The 19775-nt window shown below is 64.4% G+C and carries 20 protein-coding genes; 2 read left to right on the forward strand and 18 right to left on the reverse strand.

Annotated features, from left to right (window positions below; translation table 11 throughout):
* Window positions 1-127 precede the first annotated feature (127 nt).
* The 13 genes from nuoF to FAZ11_RS01005 all read right to left on the reverse strand — a co-directional run bounded on the left by nuoF (window position 128) and on the right by FAZ11_RS01005 (window position 13705).
* Window positions 128-1477, reverse strand: coding sequence for an NADH-quinone oxidoreductase subunit NuoF (nuoF, locus tag FAZ11_RS00945; protein WP_137279340.1), 1350 nt, complete (start codon window positions 1475-1477; stop codon window positions 128-130).
* Window positions 1474-1974, reverse strand: a complete 501-nt coding sequence (nuoE, locus tag FAZ11_RS00950) for an NADH-quinone oxidoreductase subunit NuoE (protein ID WP_137279341.1) — start codon at window positions 1972-1974, stop codon at window positions 1474-1476. Before nuoE ends, nuoF begins: the two co-directional genes overlap by 4 nt.
* A gap of 2 nt (window positions 1975-1976) precedes the next feature.
* Complete coding sequence (gene nuoC / locus FAZ11_RS00955; protein WP_058767484.1) at window positions 1977-3761, reverse strand: NADH-quinone oxidoreductase subunit C/D; 1785 nt, start codon at window positions 3759-3761, stop codon at window positions 1977-1979.
* A gap of 51 nt (window positions 3762-3812) precedes the next feature.
* Window positions 3813-4487: a NuoB/complex I 20 kDa subunit family protein gene (locus FAZ11_RS00960; protein WP_058764025.1), complete on the reverse strand. Its 675-nt coding sequence runs from the start codon at window positions 4485-4487 to the stop codon at window positions 3813-3815.
* A 10-nt stretch (window positions 4488-4497) separates the two neighbouring features.
* A complete protein-coding gene (locus tag FAZ11_RS00965) occupies window positions 4498-4911 on the reverse strand; it encodes an NADH-quinone oxidoreductase subunit A (RefSeq protein WP_058764023.1) in 414 nt (137 codons plus the stop codon).
* A 258-nt stretch (window positions 4912-5169) separates the two neighbouring features.
* On the reverse strand, window positions 5170-5931 hold the full coding sequence (locus FAZ11_RS00970) for a secretin N-terminal domain-containing protein (protein ID WP_058767483.1): 762 nt from the start codon (window positions 5929-5931) through the stop codon (window positions 5170-5172).
* Window positions 5928-6458: a DUF7931 domain-containing protein gene (locus FAZ11_RS00975; protein ID WP_058764019.1), complete on the reverse strand. Its 531-nt coding sequence runs from the start codon at window positions 6456-6458 to the stop codon at window positions 5928-5930. The genes FAZ11_RS00970 and FAZ11_RS00975 overlap by 4 nt, the downstream gene beginning before the upstream one ends.
* Window positions 6459-6472: 14 nt before the next feature.
* Window positions 6473-7648: a ribosomal protein uL16 3-hydroxylase gene (locus FAZ11_RS00980; protein WP_058764016.1), complete on the reverse strand. Its 1176-nt coding sequence runs from the start codon at window positions 7646-7648 to the stop codon at window positions 6473-6475.
* Window positions 7649-7706: 58 nt separating this feature from the next.
* Window positions 7707-9077: an adenylosuccinate lyase gene (gene purB / locus FAZ11_RS00985; protein WP_058767482.1), complete on the reverse strand. Its 1371-nt coding sequence runs from the start codon at window positions 9075-9077 to the stop codon at window positions 7707-7709.
* A gap of 87 nt (window positions 9078-9164) precedes the next feature.
* Complete coding sequence (hflD, locus tag FAZ11_RS00990) at window positions 9165-9785, reverse strand: high frequency lysogenization protein HflD (protein ID WP_058764011.1); 621 nt, start codon at window positions 9783-9785, stop codon at window positions 9165-9167.
* A complete protein-coding gene (mnmA, locus tag FAZ11_RS00995) occupies window positions 9782-10891 on the reverse strand; it encodes a tRNA 2-thiouridine(34) synthase MnmA (RefSeq protein WP_137279342.1) in 1110 nt (369 codons plus the stop codon). Before mnmA ends, hflD begins: the two co-directional genes overlap by 4 nt.
* 1 nt (window position 10892) lies before the next feature.
* Window positions 10893-11345 (reverse strand): NUDIX hydrolase, encoded by a 453-nt coding sequence (locus tag FAZ11_RS01000; RefSeq protein ID WP_058764008.1) that lies wholly within the window; start codon window positions 11343-11345, stop codon window positions 10893-10895.
* 128 nt (window positions 11346-11473) lie between these two features.
* Window positions 11474-13705 (reverse strand): NADP-dependent isocitrate dehydrogenase, encoded by a 2232-nt coding sequence (locus FAZ11_RS01005; RefSeq protein ID WP_058773380.1) that lies wholly within the window; start codon window positions 13703-13705, stop codon window positions 11474-11476.
* A gap of 432 nt (window positions 13706-14137) precedes the next feature.
* On the opposite strand from FAZ11_RS01005, the gene FAZ11_RS01010 reads away from it, so the two are divergent.
* Entirely contained in the window at window positions 14138-14347 is a 210-nt protein-coding gene (locus FAZ11_RS01010; RefSeq protein WP_058764005.1) for a hypothetical protein, read from the forward strand.
* A 113-nt stretch (window positions 14348-14460) separates the two neighbouring features.
* Here FAZ11_RS01010 and FAZ11_RS01015 read toward each other — a convergent pair whose 3' ends face one another.
* The 4 genes from FAZ11_RS01015 to FAZ11_RS01030 form a co-directional block, all read right to left on the reverse strand.
* Window positions 14461-14643: a hypothetical protein gene (locus tag FAZ11_RS01015; RefSeq protein ID WP_058764003.1), complete on the reverse strand. Its 183-nt coding sequence runs from the start codon at window positions 14641-14643 to the stop codon at window positions 14461-14463.
* A gap of 140 nt (window positions 14644-14783) precedes the next feature.
* Window positions 14784-16250 (reverse strand): inorganic phosphate transporter, encoded by a 1467-nt coding sequence (locus FAZ11_RS01020; protein WP_058764000.1) that lies wholly within the window; start codon window positions 16248-16250, stop codon window positions 14784-14786.
* A gap of 227 nt (window positions 16251-16477) precedes the next feature.
* Complete coding sequence (gene queD, locus FAZ11_RS01025; protein ID WP_081320034.1) at window positions 16478-16834, reverse strand: 6-carboxytetrahydropterin synthase QueD; 357 nt, start codon at window positions 16832-16834, stop codon at window positions 16478-16480.
* A 105-nt stretch (window positions 16835-16939) separates the two neighbouring features.
* Window positions 16940-17197: a hypothetical protein gene (locus FAZ11_RS01030; protein WP_058773382.1), complete on the reverse strand. Its 258-nt coding sequence runs from the start codon at window positions 17195-17197 to the stop codon at window positions 16940-16942.
* Between the two features lie 115 nt (window positions 17198-17312).
* Here FAZ11_RS01030 and FAZ11_RS01035 point away from each other — a divergent pair, with 115 nt between their 5' ends.
* The gene (locus tag FAZ11_RS01035; protein ID WP_058767479.1) at window positions 17313-17930 is read left to right on the forward strand and encodes a hypothetical protein; all 618 of its coding nucleotides are present in this window, start codon (window positions 17313-17315) and stop codon (window positions 17928-17930) included.
* Here FAZ11_RS01035 and FAZ11_RS01040 read toward each other — a convergent pair.
* Window positions 17885-19756 (reverse strand): ABC transporter ATP-binding protein, encoded by a 1872-nt coding sequence (locus tag FAZ11_RS01040; protein WP_058763991.1) that lies wholly within the window; start codon window positions 19754-19756, stop codon window positions 17885-17887. The genes FAZ11_RS01035 and FAZ11_RS01040 overlap by 46 nt on opposite strands.
* Between the last annotated feature and the right edge of the window lie 19 nt (window positions 19757-19775).

Below are 19775 nucleotides of genomic sequence, written 5' to 3' on the forward strand. Positions count from 1 at the left end.
CACCCGCGCAGGGCGGGTCTGGCTAATGGGAAAACGTTCGCGCCGTCGTGGCGAGCGCCAGAGACAACGCCGGCCGGGTCGCGCCCGGCCTGAAAGCTACGAAGGCGGCCCCATGCGGGGCCGGTCTTCAGGTCACGGTCGCGGAAGCGGTCGGACGCGGCTCGCTGGGCGCCTTGCGCACGCCGGCCTCGAACTCCTCGCGGAAATACTTGATGGCACTACCCAGGGGCTCGACGGCGCCCGGTGCGTGGGCACAGAAGGTCTTGCCTGGGCCGAGGAAGTTGACCAGCTGCAGCAGGGTGTCCAGATCGCCCTGCTGGCCTTCGCCCTTCTCCAGGGCGCGCAGGAGCTTGACGCTCCACGGCAGACCGTCTCGGCAGGGGGTGCACCAGCCGCAGGATTCGCGGGCGAAGAACTCTTCCATGTTGCGCAGCAGCGAGACCATGTTGATGCTGTCGTCGACCGCCAGGGCCAGGCCGGTGCCCATCCGGGTGCCGACCTTGCCGATGCCGCCGGCGTACATCTGTGCCGAGAGGTGCTCGGGCAGCAGGAAGCCGGTACCGGCGCCGCCGGGCTGCCAGCATTTCAGCTTGAAGCCATCGCGCATGCCGCCGGCGTAGTCTTCGAACAGCTCCTGGGCGGTGATGCCGAAGGGCAGTTCCCAGACGCCGGGACTCTTCACCTTGCCGGAGAAGCCCATGAGCTTGGTGCCCATGTCTTCGCTACCGGCACGGGCCAGGCCCTTGTACCAGTCGACGCCACCAGCGACGATGCCTGGCACGTTGCACAGGGTCTCGACGTTGTTGACGCAGGTGGGCTTGCCCCAGACGCCGACCGCGGCGGGGAAGGGCGGCTTGGAGCGCGGGTTGGCGCGGCGGCCTTCCAGGGAGTTGATCAGCGCGGTTTCTTCCCCGCAGATGTAGCGCCCGGCGCCGGTGTGGACGAACAGCTCGAAGTCGAAGCCGCTGCCGAGGATGTTCTTGCCCAGGAGACCGGCGGCCTTGGCTTCTTCCACGGCGCGCCGCAGGTTGGCGGCGGCATCGACGTATTCGCCGCGCAGGAAGATGTAGCCGCGGTAGGCCTTGAGCGCCCGGGCGCTGATCAGCATGCCTTCCACCAACAGGTGCGGCAGCTGCTCCATGAGCAGGCGGTCCTTCCAGGTGTTGGGTTCCATCTCGTCCGCGTTGCACAGCAGGTAGCGGATGTTGAGGGATTCGTCCTTGGGCATCAGGCCCCACTTCACGCCGGTGGGGAAGCCCGCACCGCCGCGGCCCTTGAGACCGGAGTCCTTGACTTCCTGGACGATGGCGTCGGGCGCCAGCTCGGTCAGCGCCTTGCGCGCCGCGGCGTAGCCGTTTTTCGCCTGGTATTCCTCCAGCCAGACCGGGGCGCCGTCGTCACGCAGGCGCCAGGTCAGCGGATGGGTCTCGGGAGTACGGGCGATGCCGTTGGCAGGCCCGAAGGAGGTCAGTCTCATGCGTATCCCTCCAGCAGTTTGGCCACGCCCGCGGGTTGGACATCGCCATGGGTGTCGTCGTCGATCATCAGCACCGGGGCCTTGTCGCAGTTGCCCAGGCAGCACACCGGCAGCAGGGTGAAGCGGCTGTCGGCGGTGGTCTGGCCCAGGCCGATGCCCAGTTGGCGCTGGATCTCGCCGACCACGGATTCGTGGCCGCCGATGTAGCAGGTCATGCTGTCGCACACGCGGATGATGTGGCGACCGACCGGCACGCGGAAGATCTGGCTGTAGAAGGTGGCCACGCCCTCGACGTCGCTGGCGGGGATGCCCAGCACTTCGCCGATGGCGTAGATGGCGCCGTCCGGCACCCAGCCGCGTTCCTTCTGGACGATCTTCAGGGCCTCGATGGACGCCGCGCGCGGGTCCTCGTAGTGGTGCATCTCGTGTTCGATGGCCGAGCGCTCGGTGTCGCTCAGGACGAAACGGTCGGTTTGGATCAGGGTTTCGGTGCTCATGCTCAGCGGTCCACGTCGGCCATGACGAAGTCGATACTGCCCAGGTAGGCAATCAGGTCGGACACCATGCTGCCGCGGATGACGGCCGGGATCTGCTGCAGATGCGGGAAGCTCGGCGTCCGGATGCGGGTGCGGTAGCTCATGGTGCTGCCATCGCTCGTCAGGTAGTAGCTGTTGGCGCCCTTGGTCGCCTCGATCATCTGGAAGGCTTCGCCGGCCGGCATTACCGGACCCCAGGACACTTGCAGGAAGTGGGTGATCAGGGTCTCGATGTGCTGCAGGGTGCGTTCCTTGGGCGGCGGCGTGGTCAGCGGGTGATCCGCCTTGTACGGGCCTTCGGGCATGTGCTGCAGGCACTGCTCGATGATGCGCAGGCTCTGGCGCATCTCCTCGACGCGCAGCATGCCGCGGTCGTAGCAGTCGCCGTTATGAGCGATGGGCACTTCGAATTCGAAGTTCTCGTAGCCGGAGTAGGGGCGGGCCTTGCGCAGGTCGAAGTCCAGGCCGGTGGCGCGCAGGTTGGCACCGGTGACGCCCCACTCCAGGGCTTCCTTGGTGTTGTACGCCGCGACACCCTTGGTCCGGCCGACCAGGATGCTGTTCTTCATCGCCGCCTTTTCATACTCGTCCAGGCGCTTGGGCATCCAGTCGAGGAATTCGCGGACCAGCTTGTCCCAGCCGCGCGGCAGGTCGTGGGCGACGCCGCCGATGCGGAACCAGGCCGGGTGCATACGGAAGCCGGTGATGGCCTCGATCACCTTGTAGGCGCGCTGACGATCGGTGAAGGTGAAGAACACCGGCGTCATGGCGCCGACGTCCTGGATATAGGTGCCCAGGTACAGCAGGTGGCTGTTGATGCGGAAGAACTCGGCCATCATCACGCGGATGAAGTCCACCCGTGATGGCACCTTGATGCCGGCGAGCTTTTCCACCGAGAGCACGTAAGGCAGGTTGTTCATCACCCCGCCGAGGTAGTCGATGCGGTCGGTGTAGGGGATGTAGCTGTGCCAGGACTGGCGCTCGGCCATCTTCTCGGCGCCGCGGTGGTGGTAGCCGATCTCCGGCACGCAGTCGACGATCTCTTCGCCGTCCAGCTGCAGGATGATGCGGAAGGCACCGTGGGCGGAGGGGTGGTTCGGGCCCAGGTTGAGGAACATGAAGTCGGAATTCTCCGCATGCTCCTTCATGCCCCATTCCTCGGGCTTGAATCTCAGGGTTTCCTGTTCGAGATCCTGCTTGGCGGCGTTCAGCGCATAGGGATCGAACTCGGTGGCCCGCGCCGGATAGTCCTTGCGCAGCGGGTGACCCTGCCAGTTGTCGGCCATCAGCATGCGCTTGGGCAGCGGGTGACCGTCGAAGTGAATGCCGTACATGTCCAGCACTTCCCGCTCGTACCAGTTGGCATTGGGGAAGATGCCGGTGGCCGTGGGCAGGCGCAGGTCATTGGCGGAGAGCGCCACCTTGAGCATCACATCGCTGTTACGTTCGATGGACATCAGGTGGTAGAAAACGGTGAAGTCCGCGTTGGGCAGGCCGCGGCGATGGGTCCGCAGCCGCTCGTCGACGCCATGCAGGTCATAGAGCATGACGTAGGGGCGGGGCAGGTTGCGCAGGAAGCGCAGCACTTCGATGATTTTTTCGCGCGCCACCCAGATCACCGGCATGCCGGTACGGGTGTCTTGCAGGGTCAGGGCGTCGGCGCCGAATTGGCCCTGGAGTTCGCCAACCACCGACGCTTCGCCGGCAGGGGCGAGCGCAGAGGCGGACAGAGCGGTGTCTGCGGTCATGATGTTCCGTCGCTATCGATCGTCGTCAGCGTGTAAGTCCCGAAAGGGGACTTACACTTCGTCTGGGCTGCGCAGGTTGGTGACCTGGATGCGGCGCTCGCGGTTCTGCTCGCGCTGCGAAGGCATTTCGGCGCGGTAGATCCCCTGGTCACCCACCACCCAGGACAGCGGGCGGCGCTCTTCGCCGATGGAGTCCTGCAAGAGCATCAGGCCCTGCAGGAAGGCTTCGGGGCGCGGCGGGCAGCCAGGCACATAGACGTCGACGGGCAGGAACTTGTCCACGCCCTGAACGACCGAGTAGATGTCGTACATACCGCCAGAGTTGGCGCAGGCACCCATGGAGATCACCCACTTGGGCTCCAGCATCTGCTCGTACAGGCGCTGTATGACCGGAGCCATCTTCATGAAGGGCGTGCCGGCGATGACCATGAAGTCGGCCTGACGCGGCGATGCCCGGATGACCTCGGCGCCGAAGCGGGCGATGTCATGGGGTGCCGTGAAGGCGGTGGTCATTTCCACGTAGCAGCAGGACAGGCCGAAGTTGTAGGGCCACAGGGAGTTCTTGCGCCCCCAATTGACCGCGCCCCGCAGGACATCTTCGAGCTTGCCCATGAAGATGCTGCGGTTGACCTGACTTTCGACCGGGTCGGCCACGGTTTCCCGTTGGCCGGCCGGATAACGGTCTACCGCCGCATCGGGATCGATCCGGGTGAGTTTGTATTGCATTGCCAAAGCCTCATTGTTTCGACTTCGCCTGCCGCTGGCGACGACTCGCAGGCGCCCAATCGAGCGCTCCGATTCGCCACAGGTAGACAAGACCCGCCAACAGAATTGCTATGAAAATGGCTGCTTCCACGAAGCCGGCCCATCCCGATTCACGGATGGATACCGACCAGGCGAAGAGAAAGAGGGCTTCGACGTCGAAGATCACGAACAGCATCGCGACCAGATAGAACTTGGCAGAAAGGCGAAGACGGGCACCCCCGGTAGGGACGATGCCGGACTCGAAGGGATCGTTCTTGCTACGACCTACGGCCTTGCTGCCGAGGAGGCTGGAGACTCCGAGCATGAAGGCGATCAGACCGACCACGCCCAGGAGGAATACCGCGAAGCTCCAGTTGTGGGTCAGTAGGCTGATCGACTCAGACATGCTTTGAATCCTTAATTATGGGTATCAGACGCAATCAGTGCGACACGGTGTCGCAAGGCGGACAGATTTTATGCTCTATCGATTCATTCTGTAAATTTATTGGCCTAAAAAGATTCTATTTGACTGCTTTGAATCAAATTAAACCAAACTTAGCTTTTATATGAGAATGAATATAAGAATTATTCTCGATTGATTGAGTGTTGCTTATGAGTCCTAGATTGCAGAGCGTAGCGAGAGTTCTCCCGTTCGCCAATTTTGTCAGTCGATCAGGTCGGCTTTGATGCTCAACTGTCGGTCGTTGCGGCCTTCGGTGGAGTAATACTGAGTGAGACCGGAGCGGTCCTCTTCCACCTGCTGGCGAAAGCCGCCGAGATCCAGCCACTGGCCGAGAGGGCCACTGATGCGGGTCGCGGCACTCTGGGTCTTGATGGTGCCTGGACGCATCGCGGCGGCGCGGTCGTCGACGCTGGTGATGTCCAGGTGTACCAGGTTGCCACTCAGGTGGGCGATGACCTGGAAGCCCCGTTCGAGACGCCGGTAGTCGGTCTGGGCGTAGCTTTGGCCGTAGGGGGAGGTCTGGTAGGTGGTCACGGGGACGTCTTCGCCGAAGCGGATGAAGGCCGGGTAGCCCTCGGTGACCTGGACGCGCTGGGCGCCATCCTCCGCTTGGTCGGTGCTGTTCTCGATGATGCGTACCCGTGGCGAGCGTACGTCGCCCGCCACGTCATAACCCTGGCTGGCACCGCTACTGCCGGCGCGGGTGGCAAGGGTGATGAGCAGGCGCCGCGGCTGGGTATCCAGTTGCGCCAGCAGATTCTTGATCTCGGCGATCTTCGCCGGCTCGGCGTTGACGATCAGTTGGTTGCCGTAGACGTTGATCTTGCCTTCGGCGCCGAGCACGGACTGCAGGGTGGGCAGTAGATCATCGGCCGTACGGTAGTGCAGCGGTATGACCTCGGTTCGCGGTGCAGCCCAGGCGCAGGTGGTCAGAAGCAGCAGTAGGGCCAGCAGGTGTTTCATAGCACCATCCTCCGCAATTCCAGATCCGGCTGGCTGATGGCCCAGAGACGGTCGAATACCTGTTGCTGGACCTTGACCGCTGCGCGATCACCGTAGCGCACGAAACCCTGGGGCACGGCGGTGTTGGTGCGCCGCAACAGGGCCAGGTCATCGACGATGAGACAGGCACCTTCCGGTTGCTGATCCATGGGTGGTCGCCGGATCAGCAGATTGCTGGTCAGGCGTTGCGCCAGGGCGACGAGGCGATGCCCCTGGCGTACGGCGACGGCACTGTCGTTGACCAGGATCCGTACCTGATGGCGGGGATGGCCGAGCAACAGGCGCTTGATGGCCGCTTCGATCTCGGCGTGGTCGTAGAGGGCGCCTTCCAGGTCGGGCGTCTGGATGGACAACTGGCGGCGACTCTGGCCAATGAGGCGGACGCTGTGCTCGCGCAAGGCGTCCACACCTTCGAGTCGCAGGGCGAGATCCTCGCCGAGCTGGGGTTCGGGCAGGCCGTCCAGGGTTAGATCGAAGGATTCGTCCACGGCGGCCCCCTTATTCAGTCCTCGTCGTCCTCCGCGAAAATCAGGCTGCCCTGCTGGAGCAGTTCACGGATCAGACGCATGGCGTCGTCGTCCTGCAGCCAGGGCGCGAGATTGGCCTGGTGCAGCACTTCCGCCGAGCATAGCAGGTCGAGCAGCGGTTGCAGGTCCAACGGCAGCAGACGGCTCTGGCCGCTGGCGAAGACCATCACCTCGTCGTCCAGGCGACTCCAGGCCAGGCGCCCACTCGGGTTGCGCATGAGCAGGGCGCCCTGATCGAGGGCCTGGCGCAGTTGCTCGCTGCTGAGGGTTTCCCCGGCGACCCGCTCCGGATAGCGCGGCTCGGTCATGTATTGGCCGAACCAGGCCAGCAGCAGGCGATCGTCGCCCAGGTGGCGCGCCATCAGGGTACGCAGGCGCTTGATGGCGTCCGGGGTGATCTCGGCGTGACTGGGGCTGGCCGGGTTGCTGCCGGCGTCGCTGTAGCGCTCGTCCTCGGGAATGAACTGGGCGAGGAAGTCGGTGTAGTGGGTGAGGACCTCGCCGGCACTGGGGGCGCGGAAGCCGATGGAGTAGGTCATGCACTCGTCTTCGGCGATGCCGTCGTGGGCCAGGCCCGGCGGCAGATAGAGCATGTCGCCCGGCTCCAGGACCCACTCGTCGGTCTGCTGGAAGTCGGCGAGGATCTTGAGTTCCAGGCCGTCGATCAGGGGGCTGTCGGCATCGCAGTGTTGGCCAATCCGCCAGCGGCGGCGACCATGACCTTGCAGCAGGAAGACGTCGTAGTGATCGTAGTGCGGGCCGACGCCACCGCCGGGCGCGGCATAGCTGATCATGACGTCGTCGACGCGCCAGCTGGGCAGGAAGCGGAAGGACTCCAGCACCTCGGCCACCTCGGGAACGAACTGGTCCACCGATTGCACCAGCAGGGTCCAGTCACGCTCGGGCAGGCTGGCGAAGGTGTCTTCGGGCAGCGGGCCGCGACGCAGCTCCCAGGTGCGGTCCTGGCCGATGATCAGGCGCGATTCGATTTCGTCTTCCAGCGACAGGCCGGCCAGCTCGTCGGGTTCCAGGGGGCTCTGGAAGTCCGGGATGGCCTGGCGGATCAGCAGGGGTTTCTGCTGCCAGTAGTCGCGCAGGAATTCACGGGCGGTCAGGCCGCCGAGCAGTTGCAGGGGTTGATCCGGGTTCATGCACACCTCGCGCAATGAAAAACGCCCGGCGGTGCCGGGCGTGAGAAAGAAATGGCGCTTAGACCCGACGGGCCTGCTCGGCGGCGTTGCCGATATAGCCAGCCGGGGTCAGTTGGCGCAGTTCGGCCTTGGCCGCCTCGGGGATTTCCAGGCCATCGATGAAGTCCTGTAGAGCGCTGGCGCTGATGCCTTTGCCGCGGGTCAGCTCCTTGAGCTTCTCGTAGGGATTGGCGACGCCGTAGCGACGCATCACGGTCTGCACCGGCTCGGCCAGGACTTCCCAGCAGGCATCCAGGTCTTCGGCGATGCGCGCGGCGTTGAGTTCCAGCTTGCCGATGCCCTTGAGGGTGGCTTCGTAGGCGATCACGCCGTGGGCCAGGCCGGTGCCCAAGTTACGCAGCACGGTGGAGTCGGTCAGGTCACGCTGCCAGCGGGAGATCGGCAGCTTGCTGGCCAGGTGCTGGAGGATGGCGTTGGCGATGCCCAGGTTGCCTTCGGAGTTCTCGAAGTCGATGGGATTGACCTTGTGCGGCATGGTCGAGGAGCCGATCTCGCCGGCCACGGTCTTCTGCTTGAAGTAGCCGAGGGAGATGTAGCCCCAGATGTCCCGGTCGAAGTCGATCAGGATGGTGTTGAAGCGGGCGATGGCGTCGAACAGCTCGGCGATGTAGTCGTGCGGCTCGATCTGGGTGGTGTAGGGATTCCAGGTCAGGCCGAGGTCGTCTTCGATGAAGGTACGGGCATTGGCTTCCCAGTCGACATCCGGGTAGGCGGACAGGTGGGCGTTGTAGTTGCCCACGGCGCCGTTGATCTTGCCCAGCGGGCGGATGGCGGCGATCTGCTCGATCTGGCGCTCCAGGCGATAGACCACGTTGGCCAGTTCCTTGCCCAGGCTGGTGGGGGAGGCGGGCTGGCCATGGGTGCGGGAGAGCATGGGCACGTCGGCGAAGCGATGGGCCAGCACGCGGATCTCGCCGGCGATCTGGCGCATCAGCGGCAGCAGCACCTGGTCGCGGCCTTCGCGCAGCATCAGCGCATGGGACAGGTTGTTGATGTCTTCGGAGGTGCAGGCGAAGTGGATGAATTCGCTGACCGCGGCCAGCTCGGGCAGGCCGGCGACTTCTTCCTTGAGCAGGTACTCGATGGCCTTGACGTCGTGGTTGGTGGTGCGCTCGATGTCCTTGACCCGCTGCGCCTGCTCGACGCTGAACTCGGTGGCCAGCTTGTCCAGCAGGGCATTGGCCTCGGCGGAGAAGGGCGCGACCTCGGGAATGCCCGCGTGGGCGGCCAGGCGCTGCAGCCAGCGGACCTCGACCTGGGCGCGGAAACGGATCAGGCCGAATTCGCTGAAGATGGGGCGCAGGGCGGCGGTCTTGCCGGCGTAACGGCCGTCGATGGGCGATACGGCGGTGAGCGAGGAGAGCTGCATGGGCATTCTCTTGGTAGCGGGGGAGAAAGGGGCGGAATTCTACACGCAAAGGCCGGGGCTTTAGTACCGCCGCCGGCCGGTCCGGGGTCAGGCGTTGCGCAGGGGATAGAGGTTGTCGAGCAACTTGCGGCGATTGAGCACCAGTTGCCAGCGATGGCCACCTAGCTGGCGCCACAGGCGCGCGGAGCGGATGCCGGCCAATAGCAGGGCACGCACCCGCGAGGCGGTGGCGGATTGCTGCAGGTAGCGCATCTCGCCGTGCACCTGGATGCGCTGCTTGAAGGTGCTCAGGGTGTCCTCGTAGAGACCCCCGCAAGCGGCGATCACGTTTTCGTGGGCCACGCCGAAATGCTCGACCTGCGACTGGATCTGGGTGAGGCGGCGACCGATGAGGTCGAGCAGGTCGCCGCGCTTTTCCAGCTTGCGTTCCAGAGCGGTCATCGCCAGGGCGTAGCGCAGGGGCTCGCGCTGCAGGCTGTTGGGATTGCGCTCCAGAGTGCTGGAGAGGGCGCCGAGGCCCTCGCGCAGGGGCGTGACGCTGCCGCCATAGACCTCCAGGGTACTGCCGGGGTCGCGCACCAGCAGGCTGCCGAGCAGGCAGGCCAGGGGTTCTTCCGGTACCTGGCCAGTGCGCGCCAGTTGGTCGACCAGCACGGCGGCCTGGAAAACGCCGCCCAGGGCGATGAGTTGTTCCTGGGTGCGATTCATGCGGCAGGCGCCTCGGCGCAGGCGGGTTGGTAATGTTCGATCACGCCGCCGCCCAGGCAGACATCGCCGTCATAGAAGACCACCGACTGGCCGGGGGTCACCGCCCGTTGGGGTTCGTCGAAGACCACCCGGTAGCCGTCACCCTGGCGTTCGAGCTGGCAAGCCTGGTCCTGCTGGCGATAGCGGACCTTGGCGGTGAGGCGACGCGGCTGGGTGAGGTCCAGATCGTTGACCCAGAACATCTCGCCGACGGTCAGGGCTTCGGCGAATAGCCAGGGATGAGCATTGCCCTGGCCGACGATCAGCACGTTGCGGGTCAGGTCCTTGCTCAATACGTACCAGGGCTCGTCACCGGCGTCCTTCATGCCACCGATACCCAGGCCCTGGCGCTGGCCGATGGTGTGATACATCAGGCCATGGTGGCGGCCGATGATATCGCCCTCGGTGGTCTCGATGTCACCCGGCTGGGCCGGCAGGTATTGCTTGAGGAAGTCGCTGAAGCGCCGCTCGCCGATGAAGCAGATACCGGTGGAATCCTTCTTGCGCGCGGTGGCCAGGCCGTGCAGTTCGGCGATGGCGCGGACCTCGGGCTTTTCCAGTTCGCCCACCGGGAAGAGGGTGCGCGCCAGTTGCTCGCCGCCCACGGCGTGGAGGAAATAGCTCTGGTCCTTGTTGGCATCCAGGCCCTTGAGTAGCAGGGTCTGGCCGTCGACGTCGCGACGGCGCACGTAGTGGCCGGTGGCGATCAGGTCGGCGCCCAGGGCCAGGGCATAGTCGAGGAAGGCCTTGAACTTGATTTCGCGGTTGCAGAGGATGTCCGGATTCGGGGTCCGGCCGGCCTTGTATTCGGCGAGGAAGTGCTCGAAGACGTGATCCCAGTACTCGGCGGCGAAGTTGGCCGTGTGCAGCTTGATGCCGATGCGGTCGCAGACCGCCTGGGCGTCGGCTAGGTCTTCCTTGGCGGTGCAGTACTCGGTGCCGTCGTCCTCGTCCCAGTTCTTCATGAACAGGCCCTCGACCTGATAGCCCTGCTCCTTGAGTAACAGGGCCGAGACCGAGGAATCCACTCCGCCGGACATGCCGACGATGACGCGGGTGCCGTTCACTTCAAAAACCTCTCATATCTACGATCATCGACAGGGGATAGCGGTGCCCATCCAGGTATTTCTCGATGGCGTCCAGCACCAGCGGGCTGCGCAGCCGGGCCTGCTCGGCGCGGATCTCGTCGAGGGTCAGCCAGACCGCACGGGTGATGTCGGCGTCCAGGGCACGGCCCTCTTCAAGCCGCAGCGGGCGAGCGTGAAAGGCGGTGCGATAGTAGGTGACGCCGTTGCTTGGCGCGGTATAGAGGCCAATGCCAATCACGCCCTGGATTTCCACCTGCCAGGCGGTTTCTTCCAGGGTTTCGCGGTAAGCGGCTTCGACCAGGCTTTCGCCGGGTTCGAGGTGCCCGGCCGGCTGGTTAAGCACCAGGCGACCCTGTTTCTCTTCCTCGACCAGCAAGAAGCGGCCGGCGTCTTCCACCACGGTGGCCACGGTGACGTGGGCGTGCCAATCCATCTCGGACTCCGCTATCGGTAATCGCGCAGTATACGCCTTAAGCTTTGTGGGTCCCAAATGCAGCGAACCCCGGCCAAAGCCGGGGTTCGCTGGATCAACCCGTCAGGCTGCAGACGCAGCCCTCAGGCTCAGCCCTTGAGCTGGGCCAGGGCGGCGTTGAGCGTGGCGCTCGGACGCATGGCCTGGCTGGTCTTGGCCTGGTCGGGGTGGTAGTAACCACCGATGTCCACGGCCTGGCCCTGGACGCCGTTCAGCTCGGCGACCACCTTGGCTTCGTCGGCGGTCAGCGACTTGGCCACCGGCTCGAACTGGGCTTTCAGCTCGGCGTCATCGTTCTGCTCGGCCAGCGCCTGGATCCAGTACAGCGCCAGGTAGAAGTGGCTGCCGCGGTTGTCCAGTTCACCGGCTTTGCGCGACGGCGACTTGTTGCTGTCGAGGAACTTGCCGTTGGCCTGGTCCAGGGTCTTGGCCAGGACCTTGGCCTTGGCGTTACCGGTGGTCTCGCCCAGGTGGTTCAGGGATTCGGCCAGGGCCAGGAACTCGCCCAGGGAATCCCAGCGCAGGTGGTTTTCCTGCACGAACTGCTGGACGTGCTTGGGCGCGGAGCCGCCGGCACCGGTCTCGAACAGGCCGCCGCCGTTCATCAGCGGGACGATGGACAGCATCTTGGCGCTGGTGCCCAGTTCCATGATGGGGAAGAGGTCGGTCAGGTAGTCACGCAGGACGTTACCGGTCACCGAGATGGTGTCCTCGCCCTTGCGGATGCGCTCCAGGGACACGCGGGTGGCTTCCTCGGGCGACAGGACGCGGATGTCCAGGCCGTTGGTGTCGTGCTCCTTGAGGTAGCGCTCGACCTTGGCAATGACCTGGGCGTCGTGGGCGCGGTTCTGGTCCAGCCAGAAGATGGCCGGGGTGCCGCTGGCGCGAGCGCGGTTGACGGCGAGCTTGACCCAGTCCTGGATCGGCGCGTCCTTGGTCTGGCACATGCGCCAGATGTCACCGGCTTCCACCGGATGCTCGAAGATCACCTTGCCCTGGTCATCGGTCACGCGCACGGTGCCGTCGACCGGGATCTGGAAGGTCTTGTCGTGGGAGCCGTATTCCTCGGCCTTCTGCGCCATCAGGCCGACGTTGGGCACGCTGCCCATGGTGCTGGGATTGAAGGCGCCGTTCTTCTTGCAGTCCTCGATCACCACCTGGTAGACGCCGGCGTAGCAGCGGTCGGGGATGATGGCCTTGGTGTCCTGCAGGTTGCCTTCGGCGTTCCACATCTTGCCGGAGTCACGGATCATGGCCGGCATGGAGGCGTCGACGATGACGTCGCTCGGCACGTGCAGGTTGGTGATGCCCTTGTCGGAGTTGACCATGGCCAGCGCCGGACGCTGGGCGTACTGGGCGTCGAAATCGGCCTTGATGGCGGCCTGGGTGGCTTCCGGCAGGCTGGACAGGCGGGCGTAGAGGTCGCCGATGCCATTGTTGCGGTCGAAGCCGGCTTCCTTCAGGGCAGCCTCATGCTTGGCCAGCACGTCCTTGTAGAACTCGCCGACGATGACGCCGAACATGATGGGGTCGGAGACCTTCATCATGGTGGCCTTCAGGTGCACGGAGAACAGCACGCCCTGGGCCTTGGCGTCTTCGATCTGGGCGGCGATGAAGCTCGCCAGGGCCTTGCGGCTCATGGTCGAGGCATCGACGATCTCGCCGGCCTTTACCGCGGTCTTCTCTTTCAGGACCTTGCTGCTGCCGTCCTTGCCGATCAATTCGATCTTCAGGCTGCCGGCGTTCTCGATGGTGGCCGAGCGCTCGCTACCGTAGAAGTCATGGGCATCCATGTGGGCGACGTGGGACTTGGAGTCGGCGCTCCAGGCACCCATGCGATGGGGATGCTTACGGGCATAGTTCTTGACCGACAGCGGCGCGCGGCGGTCGGAGTTGCCTTCGCGCAGGACCGGGTTCACGGCACTGCCCTTGACCTTGTCGTAGCGGGCCTTGACGTCCTTTTCCTTGTCGTCCTTGGGCTCGTCCGGGTAGTCCGGCAGGGCATAGCCCTGGCCCTGCAGCTCCTTGATCGCGGCCTTGAGCTGCGGGACCGAGGCGCTGATGTTGGGCAGCTTGATGATGTTGGCTTCGGGAGTGGTGGCCAGTTCGCCGAGTTCGGCAAGGTGGTCGGAGATGCGCTGCTCTTCCTTCAGGTACTCGGGGAAGAGGGCGATGATGCGGCCGGCAAGGGAGATGTCACGGGTTTCGAGGGCGACGCCGGAGGAGGCGGTGATGGCCTCGACGATGGGGAGCAGCGAGTAGGTCGCCAGGGCGGGCGCTTCGTCGGTCAGGGTGTAGATGATCTTCGACGTGGTGGACATGTCTTGCTTTAACTCCTCTTTATCACAGCTGTGGCGCGAAGCCGGGCGAGCGAGGATCGACCCTGGAGTCGATAGACGCCCCAAGAAGGCGTTACCGGATCACGGACTAAGCGCAACCCGATGGACGTGCGATGCGACAAAGCGTCGCTGCGGAAGTTGCGGGGTCGGCCGATACAGCCAGCGGAACCGGCAGGGCCTGCAGCGACCCGTCAGTCGCGGGAGTATATCAGCGCGGCGCCTGGCGTGCATTCGTACCGCTGCTAGATGACGGTGGGGGAGGGTTGCCGGCCTGGGCGAGCGGCCGGAAGGTCGCGGAGGTGCGCAAGGTCAGGTCAATGGTATTGACCAATCGACGACTGGCCCTGCACGGGAGTTGCTTAAGGGACTAAACTATTGCCCCTTCAGATTTCAAGAGGTCATCACGAGGTCGTTATGAAAACCAAGGACAGTGCGTCCAAAAGTCGTTCCTGGGCTGTCGTAGGGCTGGAAACGCTCGTCATCGTCGCCCTATCGCTGTACATCGCCTTCGGTATCGGTCTGTTCATCAAGCATCATTGCTGGGACACCCTGACCCCGCAGCAGCAAGACCAGATCCTCGAGCAGATGAGCCGCAGCGCTCAGGAAAATACCCTGCTCACCTGATTCGCTCGAATCACCTCTCCTAATAACGACAAGAATCCACCTTTTTCTCCGCGCATCGCCTGGATCGTCGTGGTCGCTTCGTCACGCCTTGCGTTTGGCCCGGGTCTGGTCGGTTAGCAGGCCAGATGCTTGCGGGTGGTCACAGGCGCGGAAGCTGGGGATGGCGTCGTCGACTTGGCTGGCAGCTGTGTCACCGGGCGCGCGCGACGTGCCAGGCGAAGCATTGCCCAGAGGATGGCCAGCGCCAGGGCCAGCCAGCCGAGGATGAGAAGAAGGATGTAGGTCGCAGGAGTCATTGACGTTCACCGTACGGCTGTCTCGGAAAAGGTGTCGCTGCGGACACATTTCACTAGACTCGTCAATAGCTATCCTGTTCGGGCTTTCCCGACGAGGGGTGCGACCAGGCGACACTCGCGCATCGCCCGGCCAGCGCGGATCAGAGGAACAGGTGGGCCAGCCAGAACAGGCCGGCGGACAGCGCCATGGAGGCGGGCAGGGTCAGCACCCAGGCCATGAGGATGTTGCGCACCGTGCTGCCCTGCAAGCCGCTACGGTTGGCGACCATGGTGCCGGCCACGCCCGACGACAACACGTGGGTGGTGGAGACGGGCAGGGCGAAGACGTTGGCCATGCCGATGGCGGCCACCGCGGTCACCTGGGCGCTGACGCCCTGGGCGTAGGTCATGCCTTGGCGACCGATCTTCTCGCCCACCGTCAGCACCACGCGGCGCCAGCCGACCATGGTGCCGATGCCCAGGGCCAGGGCCACGGCGATGATGACCCAGAAGGGCGCGTATTCGGTGGTGCTGGTGAGGTCCTTGCGCAGGCGGCTCAGGTCGTCACGATCCCGGGCGGTCAGCACGGGTAGCTTGCTGACTTTCTTGGCAGTGTCATCCAGGCACAGCAGGTAGCGGCGCACCTGTTGGCGATGGTCATCGCTCATGGCGCGGTAGTCGGTGATGCCTTCCAGATCGACCAGCAGCGCCTTCAGCGTCGGCAGGGTCATGTGCGGAGCGCAACGGAATTCCTGGGGCAGGTCGCGATTGCCGGGCACTTCGGCGAGGAAGTCCTTGAGGTTGTCGCCCTGGCGCTCGTAGAACTGACCCAGGTGGATGGCGGCGTCGCGGGTGCGCTCGATCTGATAGGTGGTGCTGTCCAGGTCCAGCACGAACTTGGCCGGGACGATGCCGATCAGCACCAGCATGATCAGGCCGATGCCTTTCTGGCCATCGTTGGAGCCATGCACGAAGCTCATGCCCATGGCCGAGAGGACCAGCATCAGCCGATTCCAGAAGGGCGGATGCTTCTTGGCGTCCAGCTCGCGACGCTGTTCGGGGGTCTTGTGCATCTTCGACAGCGGCCGCCAGCGCTTGAGGGCGATGAGTAGCAGGCCGGCGACCGCGAAGCCGGCCAGCGGCGAGAAGATCAGCGACAGGCCGATGTCGATCGCCTTCTGCCAGTTGACGCCTTCGCTCATCGGAATGCCGGTCAGCAGGGCGTTGGTCACGCCGACGCCGAGGATGGAGCCGATCAGGGTATGGGAACTGGAGGCGGGAATGCCGAAGTACCAGGTGCCCAGGTTCCAGGTGATGGCTGCGGCGAGCAAGGAGAACACCATGGCCAGGCCATGACCGGTGTTGACGTTGATCAGCAGCTCCACCGGCAGCAGGTGGACGATGGCATAGGCCACGCCGACGCCGCCGAGCAGGACTCCGAGGAAGTTGAAGATGCCGGAGAAGAGCACCGCGAGGTGCGGGGGCATCGCCTTGGTGTAGATCACCGTGGCGACGGCGTTGGCGGTGTCGTGGAAGCCGTTGATGAATTCAAAGGCCAGCACGAAGGCCAGCGCCAGGACGAGGCTGATGGCGACCCAGGCGTGGAGTCCGCTGAAAAGTTCGAACATGGGGATACGTCGACAGTTGGCAGGCGCGAATTATGGCAGAAAAATGACTGCCGCCATCGCCGCCTTGAATGAGAAGAAGAAATTAAGGCTTGTTTGAAAAGCAGCCGAGCGAAGGTCAGGCAAGGCAAAAATCCAGCGAGGAAGCGGAGTTTACGAGTGGTAAATGAGCATTCCGAGATGGATTTTTAACGCCGCATGGCCGAGCGCAGGCGCTTATCAGACAAAGCCTAGTCGCCGCGGTAGATGCAGCCGCTAGTGCAGGTCTCATGGATGCGCACCTGGCTCAGCTCCGGCAGCAGGGGCTTGAGCTGTTGCCAGATCCAGCGCGCGAGGACTTCGCTGGTGGGGTTTTCCAGCCCCGGAATATCGTTGAGATAGTGATGGTCGAGCCGCTCGTAGAGCGGCTTGAACACGGCTTTGATGTCGGCGAAGTCACGTACCCAGCCGGTGTGGGGATCGATGGCGCCCTCGATGTGCAGGGCGACCTTGAAGGAATGCCCATGGAGACGGCCGCACTTGTGGCCCGCCGGAACATTGGGCAGGAAGTGCGCGGCTTCGAAAATGAATTCTTTAAAGATTTCCAAAATAACCACTCGCGTTGGGCCACGGAGTGTGGCGGCTGCGGACCGGCAGTCTATCAGCTCGAAACCGCCTTGCCGAACCTCGCGATGTCGAGCTGCCGTCGGGGGCTAGCCGGGCATGGACCAGGGCTCCAGCGAATGGCCGTCGCGCGCCAGGTCCAAGCGGGTCTGTTCGATCAGGGCGGCGAGGTGACCGGCGTGGCTGTATTGGCTGCGAGCGACATGGGCGACCGAGGCCAGCACCTGGCCGCCGTCGGTCACGCTGAGGGAAAAACTCGCATCGCTGGCGTCCTGGCGGACTTCGCCGTGGAAGGGCAGGAAGGCTTTTTCGACGATCTGGACGGCACGGGAAAGGTCGAGGGTCATGGGGGGGCTCCATGAAAGTTGGCCTTCGATAGAGCCCGGTCGGCGGGGAAAATTCGGATTTGCCTTCGCCGCCAGGCTTAGGCAGTCTCCCGGTCTTTGCCTGGACGAACTCCCTATGCGCAGCGCCAACCCCCGCACCTTCTGGGTCCTTCTCGGCCTTTCCGGCCTCTTCGGTCTGGCCGGCCTGATCGGTAACCGAGTGGGGTGGGACCGGTTGGAAATCGGCTATCGGACGGTGCCGTCGCCCAGTGGGTTGGACATCGGCGTGGCTGGCCAGGTGATCACCGGCCTGCCGTCCTTGTGCATCGCCCTGGCCCTGGTCACGGTGGTCACCGCGCTGATCATCCGTGGTGGCCAGCGCTTCCGCGCGCGGCTGCCGCTGCCGATTACCGCCGCCATCATCTGGGTAATGCTGGCGACGCTGTTGGTGCTCTTCTATCCGAGCACCCTGGCGTTCCAGTGGGAAAACCACCGCAGCGCCGCCGATATCGACTTCTATATGCTGCAGGAGCGGGCTGGCCCCTTCCAGGGCACGTTGCAGAAGAGCCAGCAGCTGACCTATTACCGCGACTGCGGCCAGGCCGGGCAGGCCGCCTGCCCGGTGTTCGACTGCGTGGTGGAGCGGCGCAGCTGGCTGGGTGGTTTCCAGAAGATCGAAGGTTTCTATCCGGGCCTGGACCAGCAGCATCAGTTGGAGCTGCTGCGCACCCGCTGCCTGCCCGGTACGCCGTGACCGACGAAGCCGCCGGTCTGGTGGCGCCATAGCCGGGCGTAGAGGCCGTTGTGGGCGATCAGTTCGTCATGGGAGCCCATCTCGACGATCTGGCCGCGCTCCATGACCACCAAGCGGTCCATGCGCGAGATGGTCGACAGCCGGTGGGCGATGGCGATCACCGTCTTGCCCTCCATCAGGGTCTCCAGGCTTTCCTGGATGGCCGCTTCCACTTCCGAATCGAGCGCCGAGGTGGCCTCGTCCAGCAGCAAGATGGGCGCATCCTTGAGCAGGGTACGGGCGATGGCGATGCGTTGGCGCTGACCGCCCGACAACTTGACGCCACGCTCACCGACCTGGGCATCCAGGCCGGTGCGGCCATGGGCATCGGTGATGCGGGCGATGAAGTCGTCAGCCTTGGCCTTGCGCAGGGCGGCGTGCAGCTCTTCGTCAGTGGCTTCGGGACGGCCGTAGAGCAGGTTCTCGCGGATCGAGCGGTGTAGCAGCGAGGTGTCCTGGGTGACCACGCCGATCTGGCACCTCAGGCTTTCCTGGGTGACATGGGCGATGTCCTGACCGTCGACTAGGATACGGCCGCCTTCCAGGTCATAGAGACGCAGCAGCACGTTGATCAGTGTCGACTTGCCCGCGCCCGAGGGGCCGACCAGGCCGATCTTCTCGCCCGGGGCGACGTCCAGGGTCAAGCCCTCGATGATGCCGGCGCCCTTGCCGTAGTGGAAGCGGATGTCGTCGAACAGCACCGCACCGCGGGTCACCACCAGCGGCTTGGCGTCCGGCGCATCGCCGACCTGGCGCGGTTTGGCGATGGTGCTCATGCCGTCCTGCACCATGCCGATGTTCTCGAAGATGCCGTTGACCACCCACATGATCCAGCCGGACATGCTGTTGATACGGATCACCAGGCCGGTCGCCAGGGCGATGGCGCCCACGCTGATGACGCCCTGGTGCCAGAGCCAGAGGGCAAGACCGGTGGTGCCGGCGATGAGGAAGCCGCTGAGGATGGCGATGGTCACGCCCATGCCGGTGATCAGGCGGGCGGCACTCTCGGCCTTTTCCGTCTGCTCTTCCATGGCCTGGCGGGCGTACTGCTCTTCCTGGGCCGAATGGGAAAAGAGCTTGAGCGTGGAGATGTTGGTATAGCCGTCGACGATCCGCCCCGACAGTTGCGAGCGGGATTCCGAGGCGATGGCCGAACGCTCCTTGGTCTGGGGCACGAAGTACCAGAGGGCGATGACGTAGCCGATGATCCAGAGGATCAGGGGCACCATCAGCCAGACGTCGGCCTGGGCGAACAGGATCAGTGAGGTGACGGCGAAGATCAGCACGTGCCAGATGGCGTCCACCGCCTGTACGGCCGAGTCTCGCAAGGAAACGCCGGTCTGCATGATGCGGTTGGAGATACGCCCGGCGAAGTCGCTGTGGAAGAAACCCAGACTCTGCTTGAGCACGTAGCGATGGTTCTGCCAGCGGATCAGGGTGGTCAGGCTGGGGGTGATGGTCTGGTGCACCAGCAGGTCGTGCAGGCTGATGAACAGCGGCCGGATAACCAGGGTGACCACGGCCATCCAGATCAGGGTGCCGCCGTGTTGCTGGAAGAACACCGTGCTGTTGGGCGAGCTGCCGGCCAGGTCGACGAGCTGGCCAATGAAATTGAATAGCGCGACCTCGATCAGGGCACCGATGAGGCCCACGACCAGCAGCAGGGCGAAGGCTGGCCAGGCTTGCTTGAGGAAGTGGAGATAGAAGGCACCCACACGCGTGGGCGGCATTTCATCGGGGGCTTCCCGAAACGCATCGATGATGCGCTCGAAGCGGCGAAAGATCATGCGGGGTCCTTGTAGAAGG

This window comes from Pseudomonas rhizoryzae (assembly GCF_005250615.1).
Lineage (GTDB): Bacteria > Pseudomonadota > Gammaproteobacteria > Pseudomonadales > Pseudomonadaceae > Chryseomonas > Chryseomonas rhizoryzae.